The organism is Dolichospermum sp. FACHB-1091, assembly GCF_014697585.1.
In the GTDB taxonomy this organism is placed as follows: Bacteria; Cyanobacteriota; Cyanobacteriia; order Cyanobacteriales; family Nostocaceae; genus Dolichospermum.
This window is the reverse complement of sequence record NZ_JACJSB010000007.1, coordinates 42,426-65,461: the sequence shown is the minus strand read 5'-3', so window position 1 is coordinate 65,461 and position 23,036 is coordinate 42,426. Positions and strand designations below refer to the sequence as shown.

The following is a 23,036-nucleotide window of genomic DNA, read 5'->3' as shown; positions in this document are numbered from 1 at the left end:
ACTAGCAACTTGAGTTATTTACTTGCTTGTTCCGTTAGCTTAGTTAGCACATCATTAGAACGTTCTACAAAGGATTTCATTCCATCAGCATTAAAGCCTTTTTGAGACATCAGCGCCAAATCGTAAACGTGCTGACAAATCATTGTCACTAATTGACTCGTTGGCGATACACCATCACTGTGAATAATACTACCTTGATTGAGATTAACCAAGTTTTGAATTAATGGGTGGGCAGTATTTACTAGCAGAATATGTTCTTCAGGAAATTCAGCGGTTTCCTGCTGCATCATAGCGGTCATTTCCCGCATCCGACGCAGAAATTCCGGTAATAATACCATTGCTGGTGGTGTTCCTTGGGGGTCATCAGATTTCAGTGACTCAGTACGGATGTTCAATTTTGGCTTGTTCAGCGCCTTCTCAAATAGTTCTTTGATAACTTCTCCTTTGGTTTTGTTGGTCGTAGGATCAACAATTTCACCAGTTTTGTCCTCTAGAAGGGTATTATCTAAATCTGAGTCCACCCGTGTAAATTTAACATCCCGATATTCTTGTTCTAGGAAGTTAATAAAGTGGGTATCAATAAAGGAGTCCATAAATAGGACTTCTAAACCTTGATTTTTGTGCAGTTCAATATAAGTGGACTGACTGACTTCATCGGTGCTATAAAATACTTTATTTTCGTGGCGCTCCTTATTACGTTCCAAGTATTCTTTCAGAGTAACGTATGGTAAATTAACACGATTAGCTGAGGTGACATCTTGCCAAGCATCATCTTCAGCGGTTTGAACTTCAACCGTTGCTGCGGCTTCTAATTTAGCTGTGGTGCGGAAAACGATGATATCTTCTACTTGTTTTTTGAATTTATCATCATTCAGAACACCGAATTTGACGAATGTTCCCAAATCTTTCCAGGCTGTTACGTATTGTTTGCGATCATCGCGGTATAATTCTTTGAGTCTATCGCCGACTTTCTTGGCAATATAATCTCCTATTCTCTTAATGGTGCGATCGCCTTGTAAAGCACTTCTAGAAACATTTAAAGGAATATCAGTGCTATCAATTACACCCCGCATCGGCATTAAAAACTGAGGAATAATTTCCTCACAATTGTCACTAACAAACACCTGATTACAGAATAATTTAATTTGTCCCTTGGTAACATCTACATCAGGACGCATTTTCGGAAAATAGAGAATACCGTTAATTACAAAGGGATAATCTGTATTCAAATGTACCCATAGCAAGGGTTCTTCCTGAAAAGGATACAAATAGCGGTAAAATTCTAAATAGTCTTCTTTCGTAAGACTACTGGGAGAATCACGCCATGCAGCCTTTTGTTTATTTAAAGTTTCCCCATCCATTTTAATGGGAACCGGCATAAAATCACAATAGGTCTTGACAAGATTCTTGATTCGTGCTGGTTCTAAAAATTCCTCCTCTTCCCCTTCCAAGCTGAGAATAATTGTAGTTCCCCGTGTAGTGCGTGAAGACTCCTCTAAAACAAACTTGGGAGAACCATCACAAGTCCAACGTACTGCTTGTGCGCCTTCTTTGTATGAAAGGGTATCAATTTGTACTTGCTTGGCGACCATAAAAGAAGAGTAGAAACCCAAACCGAAATGACCGATAATCGGTTGGTCTGCTTTTCCCTCATACTTTTGAATAAACTCCTCAGCGCTAGAGAAAGCAACTTGGTTAATATATTTTTTTACTTCCTCCGCTGTCATTCCGATACCATTATCAGTAATGGAGAGAGTTTTGTTGTCTTTATCAATGCTAATGGAAATTTCTGGTTCACCAATTTCACCATTATATTCACCAGCACGGGACACCATATTTAACTTTTGAATAGCGTCTACCCCGTTAGATACCAGTTCCCGCAAGAAGATTTGATGATCTGAGTAAAGAGATTTCTTGATAATTGGGAAAATATTATCAGTATGAATACTGATGTTACCTTGTTCTAGCATAGTTATCCGTCGGTTTTGGTTGCTTGCTGATAATTCATGAAAATCAATTTTCCGTGATTTTATCTTTTTTGGGGTTAGGAATACCTGTTAATTATGATTCGGATTACACTACCATCAGGATGATTTTAAATAATTATATTAATTGTGGTATTTTACTACTCATCAATAAGTGGTTTCATGTAGGCGATCGCCTGTCTCCAAAGTGTAATATTCTCATTATTGTCATTCAAAATACATATACAATTGTGATCTTGCCAAAATACCCGACCCGTGATTAAATCATCAGTTATTAACTTAAATTCAACTTTCACTTTTTCTCTAATCCACTTCTGGACTTGGCGAATGCTAGGTAAAGATGTATCAAATTGATTAATTGTCATACATTACGCCTTATGTGAGTTGGGGTAGCAAAAAAGAAGGGGAAAACGCAAGATCAAGGTAACGACACCAAAGCTTGAGGTATCCCGATGAACATGACAGATAGTTCCAATTTCATATAATTCTACAAGTTGGGGAATTTGGATTTCATTCAATTGGTTAACTACCTGGTAATTCATAATTTTAATTTTATTAATCACCTAAATTATGGGATTTACTCAAAGGAGTTGATAAGCCATCAATACTCATAAGATTTTTCTTTTGTTGATATTCCTTAACTCCTTCTTCCCCTTTTTTACTAGCCCAATTAACTAAAGTATCTCTTTGTCCAAGATATTCATAGAGGGGAACACCAAACCCACAGGAAGTTTGTACTCGTTCAATATCTGCAATAATAATTTGTCGAGTTCCCGGAAGAGGAGGAAATAAAGGATAGAGAAAATTCCAGTCAGGAGAATCTGGTAAAATAGTTTGTCCCTGACCATAAAGACGGAGAATACAAGCCGGCTCTTGAAAAGCGCAAAACATCAAGGTTATCCGTCCATTTTCCTGTAAATGAGCAGATGTTTCGTTACCACTACCTGTTACATCTAAATAACCAACTCGGTGGGGGGAAAGAATGCGAAAACTGTCTAAACCCTTGGGAGAAAGGTTAACATGACCTGTAGAACTCAGAGGTGCAGTTCCCACAAAAAATATTTTTTGAGTAATAATAAACTTTTGTAATTCTTCGTTGATAAAATCAAAAACTTTAGCCATAAACTTGCTATTTGGTACTATTATAGTAAATAATAACCTTTTTTGGAAATGTCGTCAATTTTTTTTCCACCACTCATTCAAAAAATTAATAGTCAAATTGCAGATAAAGCAAATGTGAAATTATACATCTTGCGGCTTGATCTCATGCACACCCAAATTAACGGTAATAAATGGTTTAAGCTAAAATATAACCTTGTCGAAGCTAAACAGAGAAATTTATCCACAATTCTGACCTTTGGTGGTGCTTATTCTAATCATATTTATGCTACCGCAGCCGCAGGAAATATATTTGGTTTCCGCACTATTGGAGTAATTCGTGGAGAAGAAAATATCCCTTTAAATCCTACTTTACAATTTGCAGTTACACAAGGTATGGAATTAGTGTATATTGATCGTCAGACATATAAACAACGCCATACAGAGGAATTACAAAACCAATTAAAACAGCGATTTGGGAAAGTATTTATTATTCCTGAAGGTGGTTGTAATTTAAACGGTATGCGTGGTTGTATAGAGATATTAGAAACAATTAAAGAATTTAATACTGTTTGTTTAGCTTGTGGTACAGGAACAACATTAGCAGGGATAACACTATCATTAAATCAACCAAAAAAAGTGATTGGTTTTCCTGTTTTAAAAGGTGGTGATTTTCTCAATCAAGATATTAATAATTTACTAAAAAATTATCTAAATTCTGACTTACCTACACCTGTCAATTCTCCCGCACCTTGGGAACTAATTTGTAATTATCATTTTGGTGGTTACGCTCAAGTAAAAGATGAATTAAAACTATTTTGTGATAATTTTCAACAACAACATCACATACCTTTAGACTATATATATACCGGAAAAATGTTTTATGGAGTTATGGATTTAATCAAACAAGGTTTTTTCAAATCCGAATCTTTACTATTAATACATACAGGAGGTTTACAAGGTAATAGAGGATTTAGATAATTTTTATAGATAATTTTTCATCCCTGATTTTCTCAAAATGCAGGGATTGAAGATTGATAATTTTCACGAATTAAGCTTGTAAATTTGCTTGTTGTTGTAACCAAGAATCTACAGGTTGTCCGTCCTTACGTTTGAGTTCTATTTCTATGACCATGACTTCTTTTGAACCGGGAGGTGCGGGTTTTTTGTGGAATATCACCTCATAATCTAAAGGATTGTGATTATGTTCTTTTAACCAATCTTGGACTTTAGTAAGTGCAAAAAATGATTGTCCTTGGGCGAACATTTGGGTAATTTGCATTTGTAATCTATAGGGATTAATGCGACTCATTTTTATTGACTCCTTTGGTATTTAGAATTATGATTATCTCACGCAGAGGCGCAGAGAGAAAGATTGAGTTGTTTATTCTTGTATGTTGAAATCTACTTTATCATAAATATCTGATAATGTCATTTGACAGGAAATAGAGGCTAGATTTAAGTTGATATTTCCATCTGTAAATTCGGAAAATATCCATTGATTATTATCGGTTTTAAAATATTGTTCAATGTGGATTGTGTATTGATCAATTAAAATATATTCTTGTAAGGTGGGAATTGTCCGATAAGCTGCAAATTTTTCATCTCTATCATAGCCTTTAGTAGATTTTGATAAGACTTCCGCAATCATTACAGGATTTACTAAGGTGTCGGTTCTTCCTTCTTGATATTCTAAGGGAGTTTTCACGACCATAATATCAGGATAGGTATGAATTTTTCTGCTGGGAATCCAAAGACGTTGATCTGTGACAAAGACTTGATAAGGTTGACGTTTAAGCGCGAAATTTAACATGGCGTAAAAATTTCCTGCAAGTTGGTTGTGATTGGGTGTTCCGCCTGTCATGGGTATAATTAATCCGTTGATATATTCGTGACGTATTTCTGAGTTTACCTCTAATTCTAGGTATTCTTGGGGTGAATAGTAGCGTGTTTCTTGTGCGAGGGTCATAATTTTAATTTATAGGTTTTATGGGTTGTCAATGTAGGCGATCGCTTCTACTTGCTCAACTAAGTTATAATTATAGTCTAGCAGTTTGTTTGATTTGACAAAAAATTTATGGTGATATTTTTGTCTTTAAATTTTGAAATTACAAATCGTACAAATCCTTAAACCATTTAACAAATATTTGTGCTTTAGGATGTTGTGGATTTAGAATTTCCTCCTGAATGGCATTATGTAATTGTCTTCCTGGGGGTTTTTGCCAAGCTAACCAAGAATAAATATAGGCTTTATCAATATGTTCATCTATAAATTTTGCACCTTTAGTCTTTGCTTCTGTCACTACTTCCTGTGCATATTGCCAAAGAGGATCACTTTCATCTTTAATCATGTAAGCTAAAAATGTTTCTAACATCCCTCTATTTTGATTATCAGGCATCATCCAAACACCAAATTTTATGAACTTTGTGCCATTTGATATGTTAATAATTAATCCTGTTTCTGGCATTTGTTCAGGAAGATTATCTATACTTTTTTGTATTGCTTCTACCTTTAAACAAGCATTTCTAATACTTTGCCAACGATCTTTAGGATTCTCATCTGCATCTATTATTAAACCTAAATGAGTTAATTCGCTTGCTTTCAATCTTGTAGATATTTTTTTATTATTAATAAATTCATCACTTCCATAAGCTTCGATATAGACAGGTTCTTTACCTTTTGTCCAAGGAACTCCATTAGCTTCCATGAGTTCTGGAATTAATCTCTTATCCTGTTCACCTTCAACAATGAGTTTTTTATTAAAAATAAGAACTCTAGATTTATCATTATTCGTCATGACTACCGCACCTCAATATTTTCTTCAACAGCAATGACAATTTCAGATTCATCAAAGACAATACTTGTTTCTTTATCTTTTTCAATTCTATGAATCATAATACCATGATCAGTTATATTTTCTTGTTCTGCAATATCAGCTAAACTCTGCCAACAATCACTACTATGTGTAGTTGCAAAAACTTGGACATTTAGTCTTTTCGCTGTATCCCAAATCATTTTCCACATACCGGACATTGTAGTAAAATGAAGTCCAGTATCTATTTCATCTACAAATAAATAACCATCTTTAGCTGATACTATAGCTAATGCGAGTCCTAAAATTCGCCAAATACCATCTCCCATACTGCCAATTGGTACACGCTGATTACTATCTCCAAGAAGTAGAACAAAACCATTGCGTGAATATGGAGAATATCTTAATCTTTGAGGATTAACCGCAGCAATACGTTGAATTTTTGAATCTATTTTATTCAGTGCTTGTTCAATAATTTTTTCATCAGGTGTTAGTACCACTTGATTAAATAACTCTATCATTTGATCTGTTTTTAAAGATGATGATGTAATAAATAGTGTTTTTGGTCGTGGGTTTTTAGAATTTGTACGAAATTTACGTATATGAAATACAGGAAGTCCACCATTTGATGATAAAGGTAATATGAAAGTTTCATCTGCTAATTCAGGAGTCCAAGAAACTCTAAATTGAAGTTCTTGTAGTTCATCTGGTATTTTTTCATCACTAGGAGATAATTCTATGGATAAAGTCAGTTTATTTTGATTATGATCTATAATAGATAATTGACTTCCTGGTTCAATTTCGTGACCATAAAACAAGTGACGAATATCAAGTTCTCCATCTCTTCCAATTTCACCTTCTCTCCTCAGTTCATCATCATAAAAATATTCACTGCGGTTATTCATTCTTTCACGCAGTATTTCTAAATTACAACGTGAACATAAAAGCTGAATAGCTTCGAGTATTGATGTTTTACCGCTATTATTTTCACCAACCAGTAAGTTAATTCTACCTAATTGCTGAAGTTCAAAAGATTTGAAACCTCGAAAATTCTCTATTTTTACACTTTTTAGCATGGTTTGTTAAATGAAGATAACAGAGAAATAATAACTAAATTTATTATATCAGATCGCTGAATTATTCAAGAAGTCGCTTATTTATCCAATTACATTGTTCATAATGATATCTTAGCGCGTCCTGTTGTTTAGTAGCATCTTCACCAGTTAAACAACTTGCTATTTTTATTCCTCTAATATCTTGATAGTCTTTCGCTATTTGTTCAGATATTAATACTTTTCTGGTTATTGGATGAATAGCTATCAAGTGTGCATCAAAAAGTCTATGCAAATCTACTCTCAAAAGTAAGCCATTAGCTACATCATGAGATTCAATCTTGCTATAAGGAATAATATGTGCTGCTTCAATAATTTCTTTAATTTCACAACCACTAATTAAACATTTATAACCATATTTTTTTATTAGTTCTTCTTTAAATTCTTGTTGTTTTTCTCGTGATGGTGGATATTTCTGTGGTTCTCCTTTATTATTTAGCAACTCCTTTATCCATTGAGGATCTTGATAATTTGACCAAATCATTTGTGAAATTTTTTGTGCAGCTTTTTGTGCAATTTTGTGTACATTTGTGGGATGAAGTCTTTCAGGAAATTTAGTTTCATCATTATAATAAGCATCTTTTAAAGTGCTAACAGTAGTAAGTTTATTGTGAGTTTGACTTAAATCAGTATCGCAAAAATTTGCTTCTGCAAAATTAGCGTTGGCAATTTTTGACATTTTCAAGTTTGCGCCTCTCAGATTTGCACATTGTAATTTTGCTCTTCTTAAATCTGCTCCTGTCAAATCTGCTCCTGTCAAATTTGCATCTGTTAAATCTGCTCCTGTTAAATCTGCTCCTGTCAAATCTGCTCCTGTCAAATTTGCATCTGTTAAATCTGCTCCTGTTAAATTTGCATCTGTTAAATCTGTTCCTCTAAAATCTGCTTTTATTAAGATCGCTCCTGATAAATTAGCTCTACTTAAATCTTTTCCAGAGAGATTTCTATTTTCTGATTCTTTATTAGTAATTTCCCAAATTAAATGATATTTTTGATTCATCTTGGTATTATTATCAATAATCATACCTTTTAAATAAGTATGATCTAAACAAGCATCTGTTAAATCAGCACCTGAGAAATCTGTATTTTCTAATTTTATACCTTCAAGATTTGTACCTCTCAGTTTTGCACCACTAAGGTTAGCATTTTCTAAATATCCACCATGTAAATCTGAACCACTTAAATCAGCACCAGATAAATTTGTATTTTTTAAGTTTGTAGATGCAAGAATTGCATCTCTGAGGACTGACGCACGAAGGACAGATCCTTTCATCTGTGCTTGATCAAGATTTGAGCCACTGAAATCTACACCAATAAGATTACTATTTATTAACTTTATATTAAAAAGCTCTGCGTTTCTTATTGTGGAATTTTCCAAAATTACATTTTCCAAATTTGCTAACCATAAATGTGAATGATCTAAGTTAATTCCTCTAATGTCTTCATTACATAAATTTGCAAAAGTTGGGTAAAAACTTCTTGTATAAGTATAACCTATAATCTTATAGTTGCCAAAATCTCTTTCACCTTTGTTATAAAGTTTTAAAAGTTCCATATCTTCCATTTCTACTTGACTAGAAATCATACAACTCCTTAAACTAACTTAATAAATAACATTCTCTATTCTGTAGATCAAATATATTATACTTGTTAAGGATGTATTTTTACCAAAAATTTATCAAATCACTAATCACGCTATGATAGTAAACAATAAAAGTTAAAGAAGTTCTCAGAATCCTAGAAGAAGATGCTTAGTATATAGATTGCATTAGAGGTAGTCACCGTATCCTCAAAAATGAAAATAAATCAGGTATTGTAGTTGTACCTGGAAAACCAAGTGATGATATTCCCATAGGTACACTTTCATCAATTTGGAAGCAAGCAAAATTAGGAGAAATATAATGATTGAATACACAGTAATTTATGAACGTGGTCAAACAAACTGGGGTGCTTATGTTCCTGACTTACCCGGTTGTGTCAGCATTGGGGATACTTTAGCAGAAGTACAGGAAAATATTAAAGAAGCTATAGAATTGTATTTGGAAGTATTGAAAGAAGATGGAAAATCTATACCTGAACCTTCTACAGAAGTAAGTAAAGTAGCAGTAACGATATAAATACAATTACTGCTGAAGCTGATATCATATCTTTTGACAATTAGGAAAGGGTAAAATTCAAATGACAATTAAAGAACAAATAACAGAAGAATTAGAAAAATTACCTGAACCTGTGTTACAGGAAATATTAGATTTTGTGCAGTTTTTACAAACGAAGCACCAACAAAATAAGATGCTAGAAATCACGATCATGAGTGAATCTTCGCTGCAAAAAGATTGGTTAAAATCAGAGGAAGATGCAGCATGGCAGAGTTTATAAAAGGCGTTTCAGTCTACATTGTCAAATGATATTTTGCTGGCTATATCAATAAGTATATCCAGTCTTAAAATTATTTCTTTGATTTCAGACGGTATTTTATCTATTTCAGATTCTCCTTTATGTACAATAAGATTTCTGATAATATTTAATTCTTGTAACTCTAATACGAACATTTTATCTACTAGTCTTTGCCTGTACAATTGATCAGCAACTTCTCTAAGATTCATCCTCCATCTATCAGGTAAATTGGGTTCTATTAAACTACATTTTGACAGTAGAGTTCTTTCAAGGATTTGCCATTTATGAATAAACTCACCAATTAAACTAAATTCTGTACTTAATTTACTTTCCTCCTCACGAACTTCTTCTACAGCACTTTCACTAGCACCATATAAATCTAAGAACTGTGAGAAATGAATAATGTGAAAAGAATATCCTCCAGATTTACGTCTAAACTCATCAATTAGTTCATATCGTGGATATATAGATTGATTTTCCCTTATATCCCACCAATCTGGCTTCTCATCTCCTGATACGAAAATAACATCTTTACTTTTTGATCTACCTATCTCTAAAATTGTAAACCAAATTAGTAGATCGCCGATCCCTGAATCATCTTTCGACGCATCCTTATATCCAGGTGGAATTTTATGTATCTGCCGTTTTTTCAATTCTTTTTTCATATTGTCTTGATCTATTGAAAGATCAAAAACTATTTCCTCTGTAAATAAATCTGCATATAAGCGGCTTACAGGATCATCCCATCTCCATGACCGTATATGATCTAAAACGCTACTTATTGTCTTTCTATATTCCTTTATAAGACGATCAATTTCTTCTTCAAGTCGAATAGCTTCTTTATACTCAGGCAATGATTCTAAAAGTGGATATTTACCTTTTTGTAAGTTAGTTATACTATTTTGCTTTCGTGTCAATTGTTGAAATAATGTTAATATTTTATTTGTTCTATTATTTGCAAACTCACGAGCGACTTGTCCAGGAATGATTAGTTGTCCTGTTTTAACCAGCTTTTCATAGGTTGTCCTTATCTGACTCACACTGTCTTTTCCCACGTTGTAAGGTACAAGCAATGCGTTTGTATCCATTACAATTATTGCAGTATTTTTTATTGACTTAATTGTTTTGATATGTGTGGAAAATATAGAAGCTGCTTCAGGAAAGATAGAATTAGCAATAAAAATATCAAATTCATCTTGGTTTCCTTTATTTTTTTCGTTCATGTTTGTTTCTCTCAGATCATTATATAAAATTGATATTACATTGTAGAGACGTTTCATGAAACGTCTCTACATCATTCTTCAAACTCCTATTTCAACGCTGCTAACAAATCATTTTTTGCAGTTTCTAAAGCCTCCGGTAATTTACTCGCGTCACGTCCCCCAGCTTGCGCGAGATTGGGTTTTCCACCACCTCCACCTCCACAAATTTTCGCTATCGTTCCCACAAATTTTCCCGCTAGGATTCCTTTTTTATTCACTTCAGAACTAAATGCTGCAACGATACTCACTTTTCCGGCTTCAGGAATAGAACCTAAAACCACCGCCCCATTACCGATTTTTTGCAGTAATCTTTCCGCAGCATCTTTTAATGATTCTGGGTCAATATCTGCCATTTGAGCAACAATAATTTTATGTTCTCCGATGATTTCCGCAGTTTGTAGTAAGCTGTCAGATTTAACAATTGCTATCTGTGATTTCAGGCTTTGAATTTCTTTTTCATTGTTGCGAAGTTCGGTTTGTAAGGTGGTGATTCTGTCGGGTATTTCTTCGGGTTTGACCTTAAAGCGATCGCACAAATCTTTTGTTACCATATCACGCACATTCAAATAATCCAATACCGCCGCCCCAGAAACCGCTTCTATTCTTCTCACCCCGGAAGCAACTCCGGCTTCAGAAATGATTTTAAAAACGCCAATTTCCGCCGTATTATTAACATGAGTTCCCCCACATAATTCCATGGAAACACCGGGAAAATCAATCACGCGCACTTGATCACCGTACTTTTCCCCAAACATGGCCACTGCACCTTTTGCTTTTGCTTCTGCTATGGGCATCTCCTCGATTGTAGCACCATGGGCTTCAGAAATCCAACTATTTACTAATTCTTCAATTTGGATAACTTCCTCACCGGTTAAAGCGCGGGGACAGTTAAAATCAAACCGCAATCTATCAAAAGAAACTAAAGAACCAGCTTGAGAAATTCCTTCATCAACAACTTTCTTTAAAGCAGCTTGTAATAAATGAGTTGCTGTATGATTAGCTTGAGCGCGACGACGACAACCGCGATCAATTTGGGCGGTAATATTGTCACCAATTCTAATTGTACCACGTTCAATGTATCCAAAATGAATAAAGAAATCAGATTCTTTTTTCACGTCTTCAATTCTGACTAAAACACCATCACCACTAATATATCCTTTATCCCCAATTTGTCCCCCAGATTCAGCGTAAAAAGGAGTTTTATCGAGAACAATTTGTACTTCTGTTCCTGCTTCTGCTGCTTCTTGGGAAACACCAGCAACTAATAAAACTTCGATTTTTGCAGTAGTTGTTAATTGGGTATAACCAATGAATTTTGTAGAGTGAATATGTTCTGCTAGTTTATCCAAAGAACCTTGTACAGTTAAATCAATAGTTTCGTGTGCTGCTTTTGCCCGTTCTACCTGTTTTTGCATTTCTGCATTAAAACCATCAACATCAACAGTGAGGTTATTTTCGGCTGCTATTTCTTGGGTTAATTCTAAGGGGAAACCGTAGGTATCATAGAGAGTAAAAGCACTTTCCCCAGTAATAGAAGTTTGTCCTTTTTGTTTGATATCTTGGATAATTTCAGCTAATAGCTTTTCACCTCTATCAAGAGTTTTCAAAAAGTTAACTTCTTCTCTTTGTAATTCGGCTTTAATAGCAGTTTCTCTTTGTCGCAAATTGGGGTAAATTGATTCCGAAAGAGAAATTGCGGTTTCTGCAACTTGGTTAATAAATTCCCCAGCAATTCCTATTAATCGGCCATGTCTAACTACCCGACGAATTAAACGCCGTAAAACATAACCTCTACCAACATTAGAAGCGCGAATTTCATCAGCAATCATGTGAACCACAGCACGCACATGATCACCAATTACCTTTAAGGAAGTTTTGCTATTTTCATCACTTTTGTGATAATCAATTTTAGCAATTTTCGCCGCAGTTTCGATAATTGGGAAAATCAAATCTGTTTCATAATTATTAGGAACTTTTTGCAGGATTTGCGCCATTCTTTCCAAACCCATTCCCGTATCAATATTTTGATTTTGTAACGGCGTTAAATTTCCCGAAGCATCCCGATTATATTGCATAAATACCAAGTTATAAAACTCGATAAAACGCCCATCATCTTCTAAATTAATATGATCATCACCTAATTCCGGGTGAAAATCATAATAAATTTCCGAACAAGGACCACAGGGACCAGTAATACCCGATACCCAGAAATTATCATCAGCACCCATGCGCTTGATGCGTTTTTCCGTTACACCAATAGTATCGCGCCAAATAGCAAAAGCTTCGTCGTCTTCTTCAAACACGCTGACAACGAGATTTTTAGGGGAAATCCCAAACACTTGAGTAGATAATTCCCAACCCCAGGCGATCGCTTGTGCTTTAAAATAATCACCAAAGCTAAAATTCCCCAACATCTCAAAAAATGTATGATGGCGTTTAGTGCGTCCCACATTTTCGATATCATTGGTACGAATGCACTTTTGGGAAGTTGTAGCGCGTTTAAATTCCGGTGTCCGTTGTCCCAGAAAAATCGGCTTAAATGGTAACATACCTGCTATAGTCAGCAGCACAGTAGGATCTTCAGGAACAAGGGAAGCGCTTGGAAGCGGTTGGTGTCCTCGCTGTGTGTAGAAATCAAGGAATAATTGACGAATATCGTTACCGCTAAGATACTGGAGAGTTGAAGACATGAGTGTTTAAGAAATCAAATTTAATTAAATTGGGAAAATCTGCAAAAAGCATCATTACTATTTATAACTTATGACAGCAAAGATGAAAAATATTCAGCTTTCAGCATTTTTTGTCAGAATTTACCATTACTGATTAGTATCAAATTACCGTCAATTCCTATACTTTAATTATATTTCCAAGGATCTGATGGAGATTGGATATAAAAATATTAGACATCTTGTGAAAATTATCGTAAGGACAATTCATGAATTGTCCTTACAAGAGTTTTAGGTTATGCACATTTAATGACCAAAGATGTCTATTTAATCTATCTCTGGTTCAACACCTAAAGCACGCAATTGTGCAATTAATTTTTCTGTTTTTTGTCTTTCTTGATCTGCGCGTTGTCTTTCTTGGTCTGCGCGTTGTCTTTCTTGGTCTGCGCGTTGTTTTTCTTGATTTGCGCGTTGTTTTTCTTGATTTGCGCGTTGTTTTTCTTGATTTGCGCGTTGTTTTTCCCATTCTGCGGGAGTTAATACCCAATTACCATTTTTATCATACCAACGCAACCAAGGCATATTGACGTTTTTATAACTTCCTTCCCAAACTCCTAAACCTAATTCTATACTGGGTATCCAGAAGCGGGAATTTGTTAAATTTGCTTCAGTATAGCGATCGCCATTTAACTGAAACATTCTAAACTCAGATTGATAACGATCAAAAATTGCGTAATAAGGTACTCTTAAAATCTGCTCATAAATCTCCCATTTAACAGGGGGTTTTTCCACATCTCGCAATGTTTGACCTAAATCTTCTTTTTCTGTTCCTGGTGATAGCAATTCAACGATAATATAGGGATTAACAGCTTCTTGCCACACTACATAACTTAATCTTAGATCTTGATGATCACCATATAAATATGGTACACCTAAAACCGCAAACCAATCAGGACGTTTATACCACAATGGATGACGAGAATCATAATACAGATTCATGTCACTACCTGTAAATATTTCCTCACTGTGATAATTAGCAGGTGCAAATGTTTCTGATAATAATTGTGGTTGTAATAAATGGAATTGATCTGGCAAACCTTTCTCCTCTGGATCTTCACTCGGTAGATCATACATTGTGGGTAATGTTTCTTTAGGGGAAAGTGGCGGATCTATTTGATACATTTTTCACTGTCCTCAAGCTATAATTTATATTTCTATTATGTCGCACTCTCACGAATCACCTTTTTACACTCTTCAACATCAACCCCTTTTTTCATTGCTTCCACCAAAGCTTGATAACTTTCCCAATTCTCCTGAATCAGATTTTTAGATTGCAGCAAATGAAACCGTTGTTTTTGCTGATAAATATCCTCAGAAAAACCAAGAACTTGTAAAAATTGCATTAACTTAATTTTATCATCATTTCCACCTTGAGGACTATTAAAAATCAAAGTTTCCGCAGCAATTCCCGCCATTAAAATTGTACAATAGCGCTCTAAAATTTGGGTACTAATTTCACCTTTTTCTATTTGCGTTGTTAACTCCCTATCATCTATTGATACCCCTCCTTGTCCTGGTTGTCCTTGTTTCCAAGCTTCCCACGCACTAAGAGTATAGCCAGTTATGGGAATTTCTAACAAGTGAGCCACGAGAAAATGACCTGCTTCATGATGTAAAATGCGTTCTTTATATTCTGGAGAAAATCGCGCCAGGAAATCTAAAAATATCGTTCCTCCCTTACCTTGAAAGCTGAAATTATCTAAAGTTGCAATTCCTAAAAACGTCACTGTAGCTAAAGCTGGTATTGTGGGAGAAAGATGTATTAACGGTCCTAATAAAGTAGAAAAAGTCATCAGGAAAACAGATATAGCAACGAGATTTATCGCAGTTTGGCTCATGGGAAGTTTTTTTAATAAGTACGTTGGCGTTAAAAATTGTCGTTATGACAAGGGAACAGGGAACAGGGAACAGGGAACAGGTTTTGGGCAACTTTACTTTTCGTTACTTACAGGGGTTTCCGCTCTTATGAGGTACATCTTAAGCCCCCTCCTCGCACCCCCCTCAATCCCCCCGCAGCGGGGGGAAGAAAAGGATAAACTTTTGATATTGGAGGGGGTTGGGGGTGGGGTTCTTGTACCTCATAACATCGGGAAGTGCTGTATGTCGGTTTTTTTCCGCTCACTTACTTCTAATAAAATAGAATTATACCTAATTTCTCAGCCATCAAATCAAAATTATGCAATCTCCATTAAGTATTATTAGTGTTGAACAATACCTAGACGCTGAAAAATCTAGCGATATTCGCCATGAATATGTGGCCGGACAAGTTTTTGCAATGGCGGGTGCAAGCGAAGATCACAGTTTGATAAAAGGTAATATTATCGCTATATTACGTCCTCATTTGCGTGGTAGTTCCTGTCGTGCTTTCGTGTCAGATATGAAAGTAAAAGTTAAAATCAGAAATGCTAATATATTCTACTATCCTGATATTATTGTTACTTGTGATCCTGAAGATAAGGAAAGGTACTTTAAAACTCGTCCTAATTTGATTATAGAAGTTTTATCTAATTCCACAGCAACAATAGACAAACGTGAAAAACGCATCAATTATCAAACTATAGACAGTTTAAAGGAATATGTTCTAATTTACCAAAATCAAATAAAAGTGGAGGTTTGTCGTCAAGATGATCAAGGAAATTGGTCAACGGAAGTATTAGGAAAAGATGATAAATTACATTTAGATTCAGTTAACTTAACTTTGACAATGGCAGATATTTATGAAGATGTGATAGAAGAAATAAATATCAAAAATTAAAAAATATTAAAAATATTGATCAAAACTGGATTTTCGACTAAATTTAACTATCCTTCAAAAGAAAAATAACCTTTATGCAACCAACATTATTAGACAAAACCCTGAATCACTTTCAAGCTTGGGCAATAGAGAACCCTCAAAACCCAGTCAGCCGTACCTTTTTGCCTATAATCAGTTTTATAGAGGGAACAATTGCCAATGATCCACCTTACCTAGATAGAAAAAGGCAAGTGCTGGGGGATGCCTTTTGTTGTGCGGGGGAAGTAGTATTAGGAGACTTTAAAACCCTAGAAACTGCCTTAACCTCACCCCAAGCCCGTGACTGGAGACTAGGAACTTCTATGCTGAGTTCTAGTCATGCTCCGGGAATTGATCAAGGAGGTCGCAATGTTCTTTTAATTACTCTCTCAGACCCAGCAGCCGGTGGGGAAAATCATGATGCTTTCCGTCAGTGTGTTGATAATTACTTCTTTAATGAAGGCATGGTAATGCGTCAAAATGATCAAGTAGCACAACGGTTGTTAAATAAGTTAGCGGCTGATTATGTAGATAGAATTACCAATAATACTTTAGAAGAATTTTTCAATAATGATCAACGGGATTGGATGGGCTTTTTAGTCCGGTATCTTCACTACGTTATTTTTGGCATTAATCCTGATGATGAAGCAACAATAAGAATTATTACAACCCTACACTATACCAAAAGGGGAACATTATATTATTTTGCTGGCAGCAGTAGTTTAGAAAAGTTAAATATATGGGGATTTCGTCAAGTTCCTAAACTAGTGGAGCAAGTAGCGACGATTTACGAAAATTCTCCAGCCTTAGCTAATTTTCAAGAGAACGACCCTAAATATCATAAAATGACGCGGCGAGAACTTGCAAAACTGATGGTGTCTTTAATGAGTATTGCCGGGTTGCAAGGTCCGCTACACTTGGGAAAAACAGCAATGGGTTATCAATCCCTTCCTGCTTACCAAGGTCGTCAAACTGATAAAATTGACATTAAGAGTTATTGGGACAGGCTCGATCTTAATGATCGTCCTAGTATTCAACTTTTTCTGTTAGAATGCGCCCGTCTGTTTATGCCTGTAAGTGCCTCTCACCGAGTGGCTACAGAACCATTTAGGGTGACATTGGCAGGTAAAGCGCGAACCTTTCCGAAAGGAACTAAAATTTTAATTCCTATGCTTTTGGGGATGTTAAGTGAAGATTTTTGGGGAAAAACTGCTTATGAATTTAATGCAAACAGAGAAAATCTTTGCCCTTTTCACATGGGTTTTAATTCCGTTGGTTCTCGTCATGCAGGCCGCATTTGTCCGGGGAAAGACTTAGCATTAGAAATGCTGACCAATGTTATTATTACCGTGGGTAAAGCTCGTCGCTCTTACTTAAGCCAAATATCCTAGTCCATATCATAAATAAATATTATGCAGCCATTTCTACCTCAAAATGACCCAAACCCCGCACAACGCCAATCTTCTCTAGAGAAAGGCCGCAAAGAGTATCAATTCATGTATGATTTTTTGCCGCCTATGGCGATGCTCAAAAGCGTACCTCCCGCAGAGAATTTTTCTACCAAGTATATTGCTGAACGGACATTAGAGGCAGCAGAACTTCCTCTAAATATGATGGCTGTTAAAACTCATGCTATGTGGGATCCTTTAGATGAATTGCAAGATTATGAGGACTTTTTCCCAGTTTTGCAAAAACCTAATGTGATGAAAACCTATGAAACCGATGATTCCTTCGCCGAACAACGGCTTTGTGGGGTAAATCCGATGGTTTTACGTCAAATTAAGCAAATGCCAGCTAACTTTGCCTTTACCATCGAAGAATTACAGGATAAGTTTGGCAATTCTATTAATTTAATCGAAAGATTGGCCACAGGAAATCTATATGTCGCTGATTATAGATCCTTGGCGTTCGTTCAAGGTGGCACTTATGCCAAAGGAAAAAAGTACCTACCAGCACCTCTAGCCTTTTTCTGTTGGCGCAGTTCAGGCTTTCAAGATCGAGGCCAATTAGTCCCTGTAGCCATTCAAATCAATCCCAAAGCAGGTAAAGTCAGCCCCTTGCTAACTCCTTTTGATGACCCTTTAACCTGGTTTTATGCTAAGTCCTGTGTGCAAATTGCTGATGCTAATCATCATGAAATGAGCAGCCATTTATGCCGGACTCACCTGGTAATGGAACCCTTTGCTGTTGTCACCCCCCGTCAACTGGCTGAAAATCATCCTCTGAGAATATTACTCAAACCCCATTTCCGGTTTATGTTGGCTAATAATGATTTAGCTCGCAAGCGTCTGGTTAGTAGGGGCGGTTTTGTGGATGAATTATTAGCAGGAACTCTGCAAGAATCATTGCAAATTGTGGTAAATGCCTATAAAAGTTGGAGTCTAGACCAGTTTGCTCTACCCAGGGAACTCAAAAATCGCGGTGTAGATGATGTGAAAAACTTGCCACATTATCCTTATCGGGATGATGGAATTTTGTTATGGAATGCGATTAATAAGTTTGTCTTTAACTATTTGCAGCTTTATTATCAGAGTCCAGCAGACTTGAAAGCAGACGGAGAACTGCAAGCTTGGGCGCGGGAATTAGTGGCTCAGGATGGTGGTAGAGTTAAGGGTATGAGCGATCGCATTGATACCCTAGAACAATTAGTTGAGATTGTTACTACTATCATATATATTTGTGGTCCGCAGCATTCGGCGGTTAATTTCTCCCAATATGAATACATGGGTTTTATTCCTAATATGCCCCTAGCTGCTTATCAACCAATTCAACAAAAGGGTGATATTAAAGACCGTCAAGCCCTCATAGATTTTCTACCACCTGCCAAACCCACAAATACCCAATTATCAACTGTGTACATACTTTCAGACTATCGTTATGACAGACTGGGATATTATGAAGAGGAAGAATTTACAGATCCAAATGCTGACCAAGTTGTGAATAAATTTCAGCAAGAATTGAATATGGTACAGAGAAAAATTGAATTGAATAATAAGGGACGTTTAGTACATTACGAATATCTCCAACCAAGACTCATTCTTAACAGTATTAGTATTTAACTAATTGCAGAATAGACAAAACCCCATTTTAATAATTTTTAATAATATTAAAATGGGGTGTTTTATTCCTCATTAGATATGATAGTTTATTGCAACATTTCTCGTTCCCATACTCTGTATGGGAATGAATTACGGAAGGCTATGCCTTCATTGATATTAAATTATCGAGGCAGAGCCTCTAAGTAGCATTCCCAGTCTCCGACTGGGAACGAGAAATTCTACACAAAAATGTTCTCGTTTCTCGTTCCCATACTCTGTATGGGAATGAATTACGGAAGGCTCTGCCTTCATTGATACTAAGTTATGGAGGCAGAGCCTCTCAGTGGCATTCCCAGTCGGAGACTGGGAACGAGGAAAAACGAGAAAATAGCGTTAGTTTGATGCTCTTGGTGCGTTAGGACTCATGCTAACGCACCCTACAAATACTTACTTCCCGTTCCCAACATTCCCTATTGGGCTATGAAGGCTTCCCATCATCAACATAGCCTATTAGTTCTCCCTTCAGATTATAAAGAGGCCATATTTTACCACCTAAGATTACCATAATTTCGTTATCAGTTAGCTCATACAAAAAGCTTTCAGAATCGATAAAAAAATCAGAACCAGCAGGATGTAGTTCAGATATTACAATATTAGCCATCTTTGTATTCTCCTTGGTTTTAAAAAGTCAAAAAATCTAGAAAAAATCGGAAACGTTGTACTTTTTCATTTCCTGACTACATCTTATTAAAAATAAAAACCTCTGTCTAGAGACTTAGACAAAATAAAAGTGACATAATTGTTTCAGTTTTGTCACTTTCAATAGCTTGATGATAACAGTATTTCACGCACAAATATCCGTAAATTTGGACTTTTAAGTTGAAAACATTACTAAAAAACAGACAATTACGGATTAAAAATAGCTAAAAAAAGGGACATAATTGTTGCACTACTGTAGGAATTTTGTCACTTTTGCCTATTAACTTAAATATAAATATATACCTAAATTATTAAATAATTTAGATATATGTATTAGCTCTTATAAGCATGAGTTATATGAGATATGCAATTTATTTTACATAACTACCTAATCAGATGGTGGGTTACGCTTTTGCTAACCCACCCTACGTATATTTGAAGATTTCAACAAGAGGATTAATTTAATTGCAACCTAAGACTCCATTTCCGCTAATTCTAACCAACGTTCCGTGGCTACATCAATATTTTTCTTGAGGGTTTCCACCTGTTCATAAAGTTTTTGCACTTCGCTATAATTCCCCGCCATAGTTGCTAATTTCTTTTCTAATGCTGTTTTTTCCGCTTCTAATTTGGCAATTTTTCCTTCTAATTCTGCAAATTCCCGTCTTTCCCAATTAGATAACCTGCGGCGTTTTTTGGTCTCTATAACTGGAGATGTCACCTTTTCGACAATTACAGCCTTTGGTGTTTCCTGTGGTTGGGCTTCCTCAGATTTTTTATAATCTAAATAAATGGAGTAATTCCCTGGATATTGACGTAAACTTCCCCCTGCTTCCAAAGCGAAAATTGTATCTACTGTCCGATCTAAAAAGTAACGATCATGGGAAACTACAATTACACAACCATTAAAATCTTCCAGATAATCTTCTAATACTGCTAATGTTTGGACATCTAAATCATTAGTCGGTTCATCTAAAATCAAGACATTGGGCGCACTAATAAGAATACGCAATAGGAATAAACGACGTTTTTCTCCGCCAGAAAGTTTATGAATGGGTGCATATTGTTGATTTCCTGGAAACAAAAATCTCTCTAACATTTGGGAAGCAGTGATTTTAGTTCCGTCGGATATTTCAATAAATTCTCCTTCTTCTTTAATATAATCAATTACTCGCTGATCTTCATTCACAGCCGTTAACAATTCTTCTGAATGTTGGTTAAAATAACCAATATGAATTGTAGTCCCAATTTCTACAATACCAGAATCTGGTTTGACTCTGGCGGTAATAATGTCCATTAAGGTAGATTTTCCTGCACCATTTCCACCAATAATACCAATTCTATCCTCTGGACTAAATTGATATGTAAAATCCTTAATTAAGGTTCTACCATTATAGGCTTTACTAACATTTTTCAGTTCAATAACTTTCTTACCAATGCGACGACCAATGGTAGAAATATCAACCTTACCATTAAGTTGTTTAAACTCAGTATCTCGCAAAGCATGAGCGCGTTCAATTCTGGCTTTTTGTTTCGTGCTTCTAGCTTTTGGTCCTTTTTTCAACCATTCTAATTCTCGTCGTAAAATACCTTGATGTTTCCGTTGAGTGCTAATAGCAGACTCTTCAGCTAAGGCTTTCTTTTCTAGATAATAGGAATAATTACCAGTATAAGTGTAAATATCACCGCGATCAATTTCAATAATTTTATTAGTAACTCTATCTAGAAAATAACGATCATGGGTAATTAATAAAAGTGCGCCACGATAGCGATTTAAATAACTTTGTAACCATTCTACAGACAGGGCATCAAGATGGTTTGTCGGTTCATCCATTAATAATAAATCAGGTTCTGATATTAAGGCTGCGGCTAAAGCAATGCGTTTGCGATATCCCCCTGATAATGTACCAACTTTCACATCAAAATCAGCAATTCCTAGTTTTGTTAAAATGATTTTAGCGTTGGTTTCTACTTCCCATGCACCTGTGGCATCCATGCGCTGCATTACACTGGAAAGACGAGACATTAATTGACTATCATCGGGATAATGTGCCAATTTATCAGACAATTCTTCGTACTCTTTAACTAGGTGCATTTGTTCACCACTGTCAGCAAATACCTGTTCTAAAACTGTGTGATTTTCGTCTATATCTGGCTGTTGGGGTAGGTAAACAATTTTCGCACCGGAATTAACTAAAATTTGGCCGCTATCAATTGATTCTAAGCCGGCGATCATTTTTAATAAAGTTGATTTACCAGAACCATTAGTACCAATCAAACCAACTTTGTCATTAGTATCAAGACTAAAATTAGCATCTTTTAAGAGTTCTTTAATTCCAAAATCTTTTTTAACTGACTGTAATGTAACAATGCTCATATTATCTGGTAACTAGTGATTAAGAATGAGGTGGGCAATGCCCACCCTAAAGACGATTATAAACGAAATTCTAGACAAATAAATCGAGGGGTAAATGTCCATACATTTCGTTAACTCCTCCCTCTTGATAGGACTGACAAGATACTAGCACTCCCCGATGATGACCAGAATAGGAATCGAGATAACACAAGCCATTTTTGCCATTTAATTTGATGTAAACTGGTCCTTCTGGTTGCGGTAAATCAGTTGGTGGTTGATAACCTAAAGCGCGAGAATAGGTTTTCATGGCTAAAATTCCCTCTTCGGCTGTATCAGCACAAATACCTAAAATTTGATAATCAGTCAGACTGGTGACAAAAATTAATGCCTCACGGGTGGGAATTTTCTCCGACGGTTTCAGAATGGGGGCGATATCCAGACAGTTGAATTTGTTGAGTATTTTCCTGGCTTCTGGCAGTGAGAGTTGCTGATAATTGGGAGTAGACATAATATTATTTGTCTAGTTTTACGTCTGGTTTAGGTTTTGGGAGTGAGATTTGATCACATTACTAGCATTTTTGAACAAAATCAAGATTGATATGACATATTCCCTGAGTTTAAGCGAGAATCTTGGCTGGATTAGTTGTCTTCACTGAAAATTAGCACATCTGGTCTCTAGGAACTGTCATTATACCCTGCGGTTTGACCTGGGGAGCAATAATTTGGCCGACAATATTTTTCTAATATAATTCCTAAAACTGGAGTTTGCCAAATTACAAG

22 protein-coding genes are annotated in these 23,036 nt (G+C 35.6%); 7 read left to right on the top strand and 15 right to left on the bottom strand.

Annotated elements, in window-relative coordinates; translation table 11 throughout:
- Positions 1–14 precede the first annotated feature (14 nt).
- The 3 genes from htpG to H6G25_RS06350 all read right to left on the bottom strand — a co-directional run bounded on the left by htpG (position 15) and on the right by H6G25_RS06350 (position 3,107).
- Positions 15–1,970: a molecular chaperone HtpG gene (gene htpG, locus H6G25_RS06360; RefSeq protein WP_190391751.1), complete on the bottom strand. Its 1,956-nt coding sequence runs from the start codon at positions 1,968–1,970 to the stop codon at positions 15–17.
- Between the two features lie 155 nt (positions 1,971–2,125).
- Positions 2,126–2,350 carry an RNA-binding protein hfq gene (locus tag H6G25_RS06355; RefSeq protein ID WP_190391750.1) on the bottom strand — a complete coding sequence of 75 codons (225 nt, stop codon included), beginning with the start codon at positions 2,348–2,350 and terminating at the stop codon, positions 2,126–2,128.
- Between the two features lie 190 nt (positions 2,351–2,540).
- Positions 2,541–3,107, bottom strand: a complete 567-nt coding sequence (locus H6G25_RS06350) for a pyridoxamine 5'-phosphate oxidase family protein (protein ID WP_190391749.1) — start codon at positions 3,105–3,107, stop codon at positions 2,541–2,543.
- A gap of 48 nt (positions 3,108–3,155) precedes the next feature.
- Here H6G25_RS06350 and H6G25_RS06345 point away from each other — a divergent pair, with 48 nt between their 5' ends.
- The gene (locus H6G25_RS06345) at positions 3,156–4,064 is read left to right on the top strand and encodes a pyridoxal-phosphate dependent enzyme (RefSeq protein WP_190391748.1); all 909 of its coding nucleotides are present in this window, start codon (positions 3,156–3,158) and stop codon (positions 4,062–4,064) included.
- 70 nt (positions 4,065–4,134) lie between these two features.
- On the opposite strand, the gene H6G25_RS06340 is transcribed toward H6G25_RS06345, so the two are convergent.
- From H6G25_RS06340 to H6G25_RS06320, 5 genes are all read right to left on the bottom strand, one after another.
- Positions 4,135–4,395, bottom strand: a complete 261-nt coding sequence (locus H6G25_RS06340) for a hypothetical protein (protein WP_028091412.1) — start codon at positions 4,393–4,395, stop codon at positions 4,135–4,137.
- A gap of 72 nt (positions 4,396–4,467) precedes the next feature.
- Positions 4,468–5,052 (bottom strand): Uma2 family endonuclease, encoded by a 585-nt coding sequence (locus H6G25_RS06335; protein WP_028091413.1) that lies wholly within the window; start codon positions 5,050–5,052, stop codon positions 4,468–4,470.
- A gap of 139 nt (positions 5,053–5,191) precedes the next feature.
- The gene (locus H6G25_RS06330; protein ID WP_190391747.1) at positions 5,192–5,881 is read right to left on the bottom strand and encodes a DUF3226 domain-containing protein; all 690 of its coding nucleotides are present in this window, start codon (positions 5,879–5,881) and stop codon (positions 5,192–5,194) included.
- 2 nt (positions 5,882–5,883) lie between these two features.
- The gene (locus tag H6G25_RS06325) at positions 5,884–6,972 is read right to left on the bottom strand and encodes an ATP/GTP-binding protein (RefSeq protein ID WP_190391746.1); all 1,089 of its coding nucleotides are present in this window, start codon (positions 6,970–6,972) and stop codon (positions 5,884–5,886) included.
- 61 nt (positions 6,973–7,033) lie between these two features.
- Positions 7,034–8,593: a pentapeptide repeat-containing protein gene (locus H6G25_RS06320; protein WP_190391745.1), complete on the bottom strand. Its 1,560-nt coding sequence runs from the start codon at positions 8,591–8,593 to the stop codon at positions 7,034–7,036.
- 173 nt (positions 8,594–8,766) lie between these two features.
- Between H6G25_RS06320 and H6G25_RS21490 the strand changes: the two genes are divergently transcribed.
- The 3 genes from H6G25_RS21490 to H6G25_RS06305 all read left to right on the top strand — a co-directional run bounded on the left by H6G25_RS21490 (position 8,767) and on the right by H6G25_RS06305 (position 9,384).
- On the top strand, positions 8,767–8,910 hold the full coding sequence (locus H6G25_RS21490; RefSeq protein ID WP_347239148.1) for a type II toxin-antitoxin system HicA family toxin: 144 nt from the start codon (positions 8,767–8,769) through the stop codon (positions 8,908–8,910).
- Complete coding sequence (locus tag H6G25_RS06310; protein ID WP_190391744.1) at positions 8,910–9,125, top strand: type II toxin-antitoxin system HicB family antitoxin; 216 nt, start codon at positions 8,910–8,912, stop codon at positions 9,123–9,125. The genes H6G25_RS21490 and H6G25_RS06310 overlap by 1 nt, the downstream gene beginning before the upstream one ends.
- Before the next feature lie 61 nt (positions 9,126–9,186).
- Positions 9,187–9,384: a DUF2281 domain-containing protein gene (locus H6G25_RS06305; RefSeq protein ID WP_190391743.1), complete on the top strand. Its 198-nt coding sequence runs from the start codon at positions 9,187–9,189 to the stop codon at positions 9,382–9,384.
- A gap of 8 nt (positions 9,385–9,392) precedes the next feature.
- Here H6G25_RS06305 and H6G25_RS06300 read toward each other — a convergent pair whose 3' ends face one another.
- From H6G25_RS06300 to H6G25_RS06285, 4 genes are all read right to left on the bottom strand, one after another.
- Entirely contained in the window at positions 9,393–10,625 is a 1,233-nt protein-coding gene (locus tag H6G25_RS06300) for a PIN domain-containing protein (protein WP_190391742.1), read from the bottom strand.
- An 86-nt stretch (positions 10,626–10,711) separates the two neighbouring features.
- On the bottom strand, positions 10,712–13,354 hold the full coding sequence (gene alaS / locus H6G25_RS06295) for an alanine--tRNA ligase (protein ID WP_190391741.1): 2,643 nt from the start codon (positions 13,352–13,354) through the stop codon (positions 10,712–10,714).
- Between the two features lie 303 nt (positions 13,355–13,657).
- Positions 13,658–14,512, bottom strand: coding sequence for a Uma2 family endonuclease (locus H6G25_RS06290; RefSeq protein ID WP_190391740.1), 855 nt, complete (start codon positions 14,510–14,512; stop codon positions 13,658–13,660).
- A 35-nt stretch (positions 14,513–14,547) separates the two neighbouring features.
- Positions 14,548–15,228: an ATP-dependent Zn protease gene (locus H6G25_RS06285; protein WP_190391739.1), complete on the bottom strand. Its 681-nt coding sequence runs from the start codon at positions 15,226–15,228 to the stop codon at positions 14,548–14,550.
- A gap of 338 nt (positions 15,229–15,566) precedes the next feature.
- Between H6G25_RS06285 and H6G25_RS06280 the strand changes: the two genes are divergently transcribed.
- The 3 genes from H6G25_RS06280 (at position 15,567) to H6G25_RS06270 (ending at position 19,222) form a co-directional block, all read left to right on the top strand.
- On the top strand, positions 15,567–16,145 hold the full coding sequence (locus H6G25_RS06280) for a Uma2 family endonuclease (RefSeq protein WP_190391738.1): 579 nt from the start codon (positions 15,567–15,569) through the stop codon (positions 16,143–16,145).
- A 74-nt stretch (positions 16,146–16,219) separates the two neighbouring features.
- On the top strand, positions 16,220–17,554 hold the full coding sequence (locus tag H6G25_RS06275) for a cytochrome 450 (protein WP_190391737.1): 1,335 nt from the start codon (positions 16,220–16,222) through the stop codon (positions 17,552–17,554).
- A 21-nt stretch (positions 17,555–17,575) separates the two neighbouring features.
- Positions 17,576–19,222 (top strand): lipoxygenase family protein, encoded by a 1,647-nt coding sequence (locus H6G25_RS06270; RefSeq protein ID WP_190391736.1) that lies wholly within the window; start codon positions 17,576–17,578, stop codon positions 19,220–19,222.
- Between the two features lie 457 nt (positions 19,223–19,679).
- Here the strand turns inward: H6G25_RS06270 and H6G25_RS06265 are convergent, their stop codons facing one another.
- From H6G25_RS06265 to H6G25_RS06255, 3 genes are all read right to left on the bottom strand, one after another.
- Positions 19,680–19,862: a hypothetical protein gene (locus tag H6G25_RS06265; RefSeq protein ID WP_190391735.1), complete on the bottom strand. Its 183-nt coding sequence runs from the start codon at positions 19,860–19,862 to the stop codon at positions 19,680–19,682.
- A 510-nt stretch (positions 19,863–20,372) separates the two neighbouring features.
- Positions 20,373–22,277, bottom strand: coding sequence for an ABC-F family ATP-binding cassette domain-containing protein (locus tag H6G25_RS06260; RefSeq protein ID WP_190391734.1), 1,905 nt, complete (start codon positions 22,275–22,277; stop codon positions 20,373–20,375).
- A gap of 70 nt (positions 22,278–22,347) precedes the next feature.
- Positions 22,348–22,764: a DUF1824 family protein gene (locus tag H6G25_RS06255; protein ID WP_028083460.1), complete on the bottom strand. Its 417-nt coding sequence runs from the start codon at positions 22,762–22,764 to the stop codon at positions 22,348–22,350.
- Positions 22,765–23,036 lie beyond the last annotated feature (272 nt).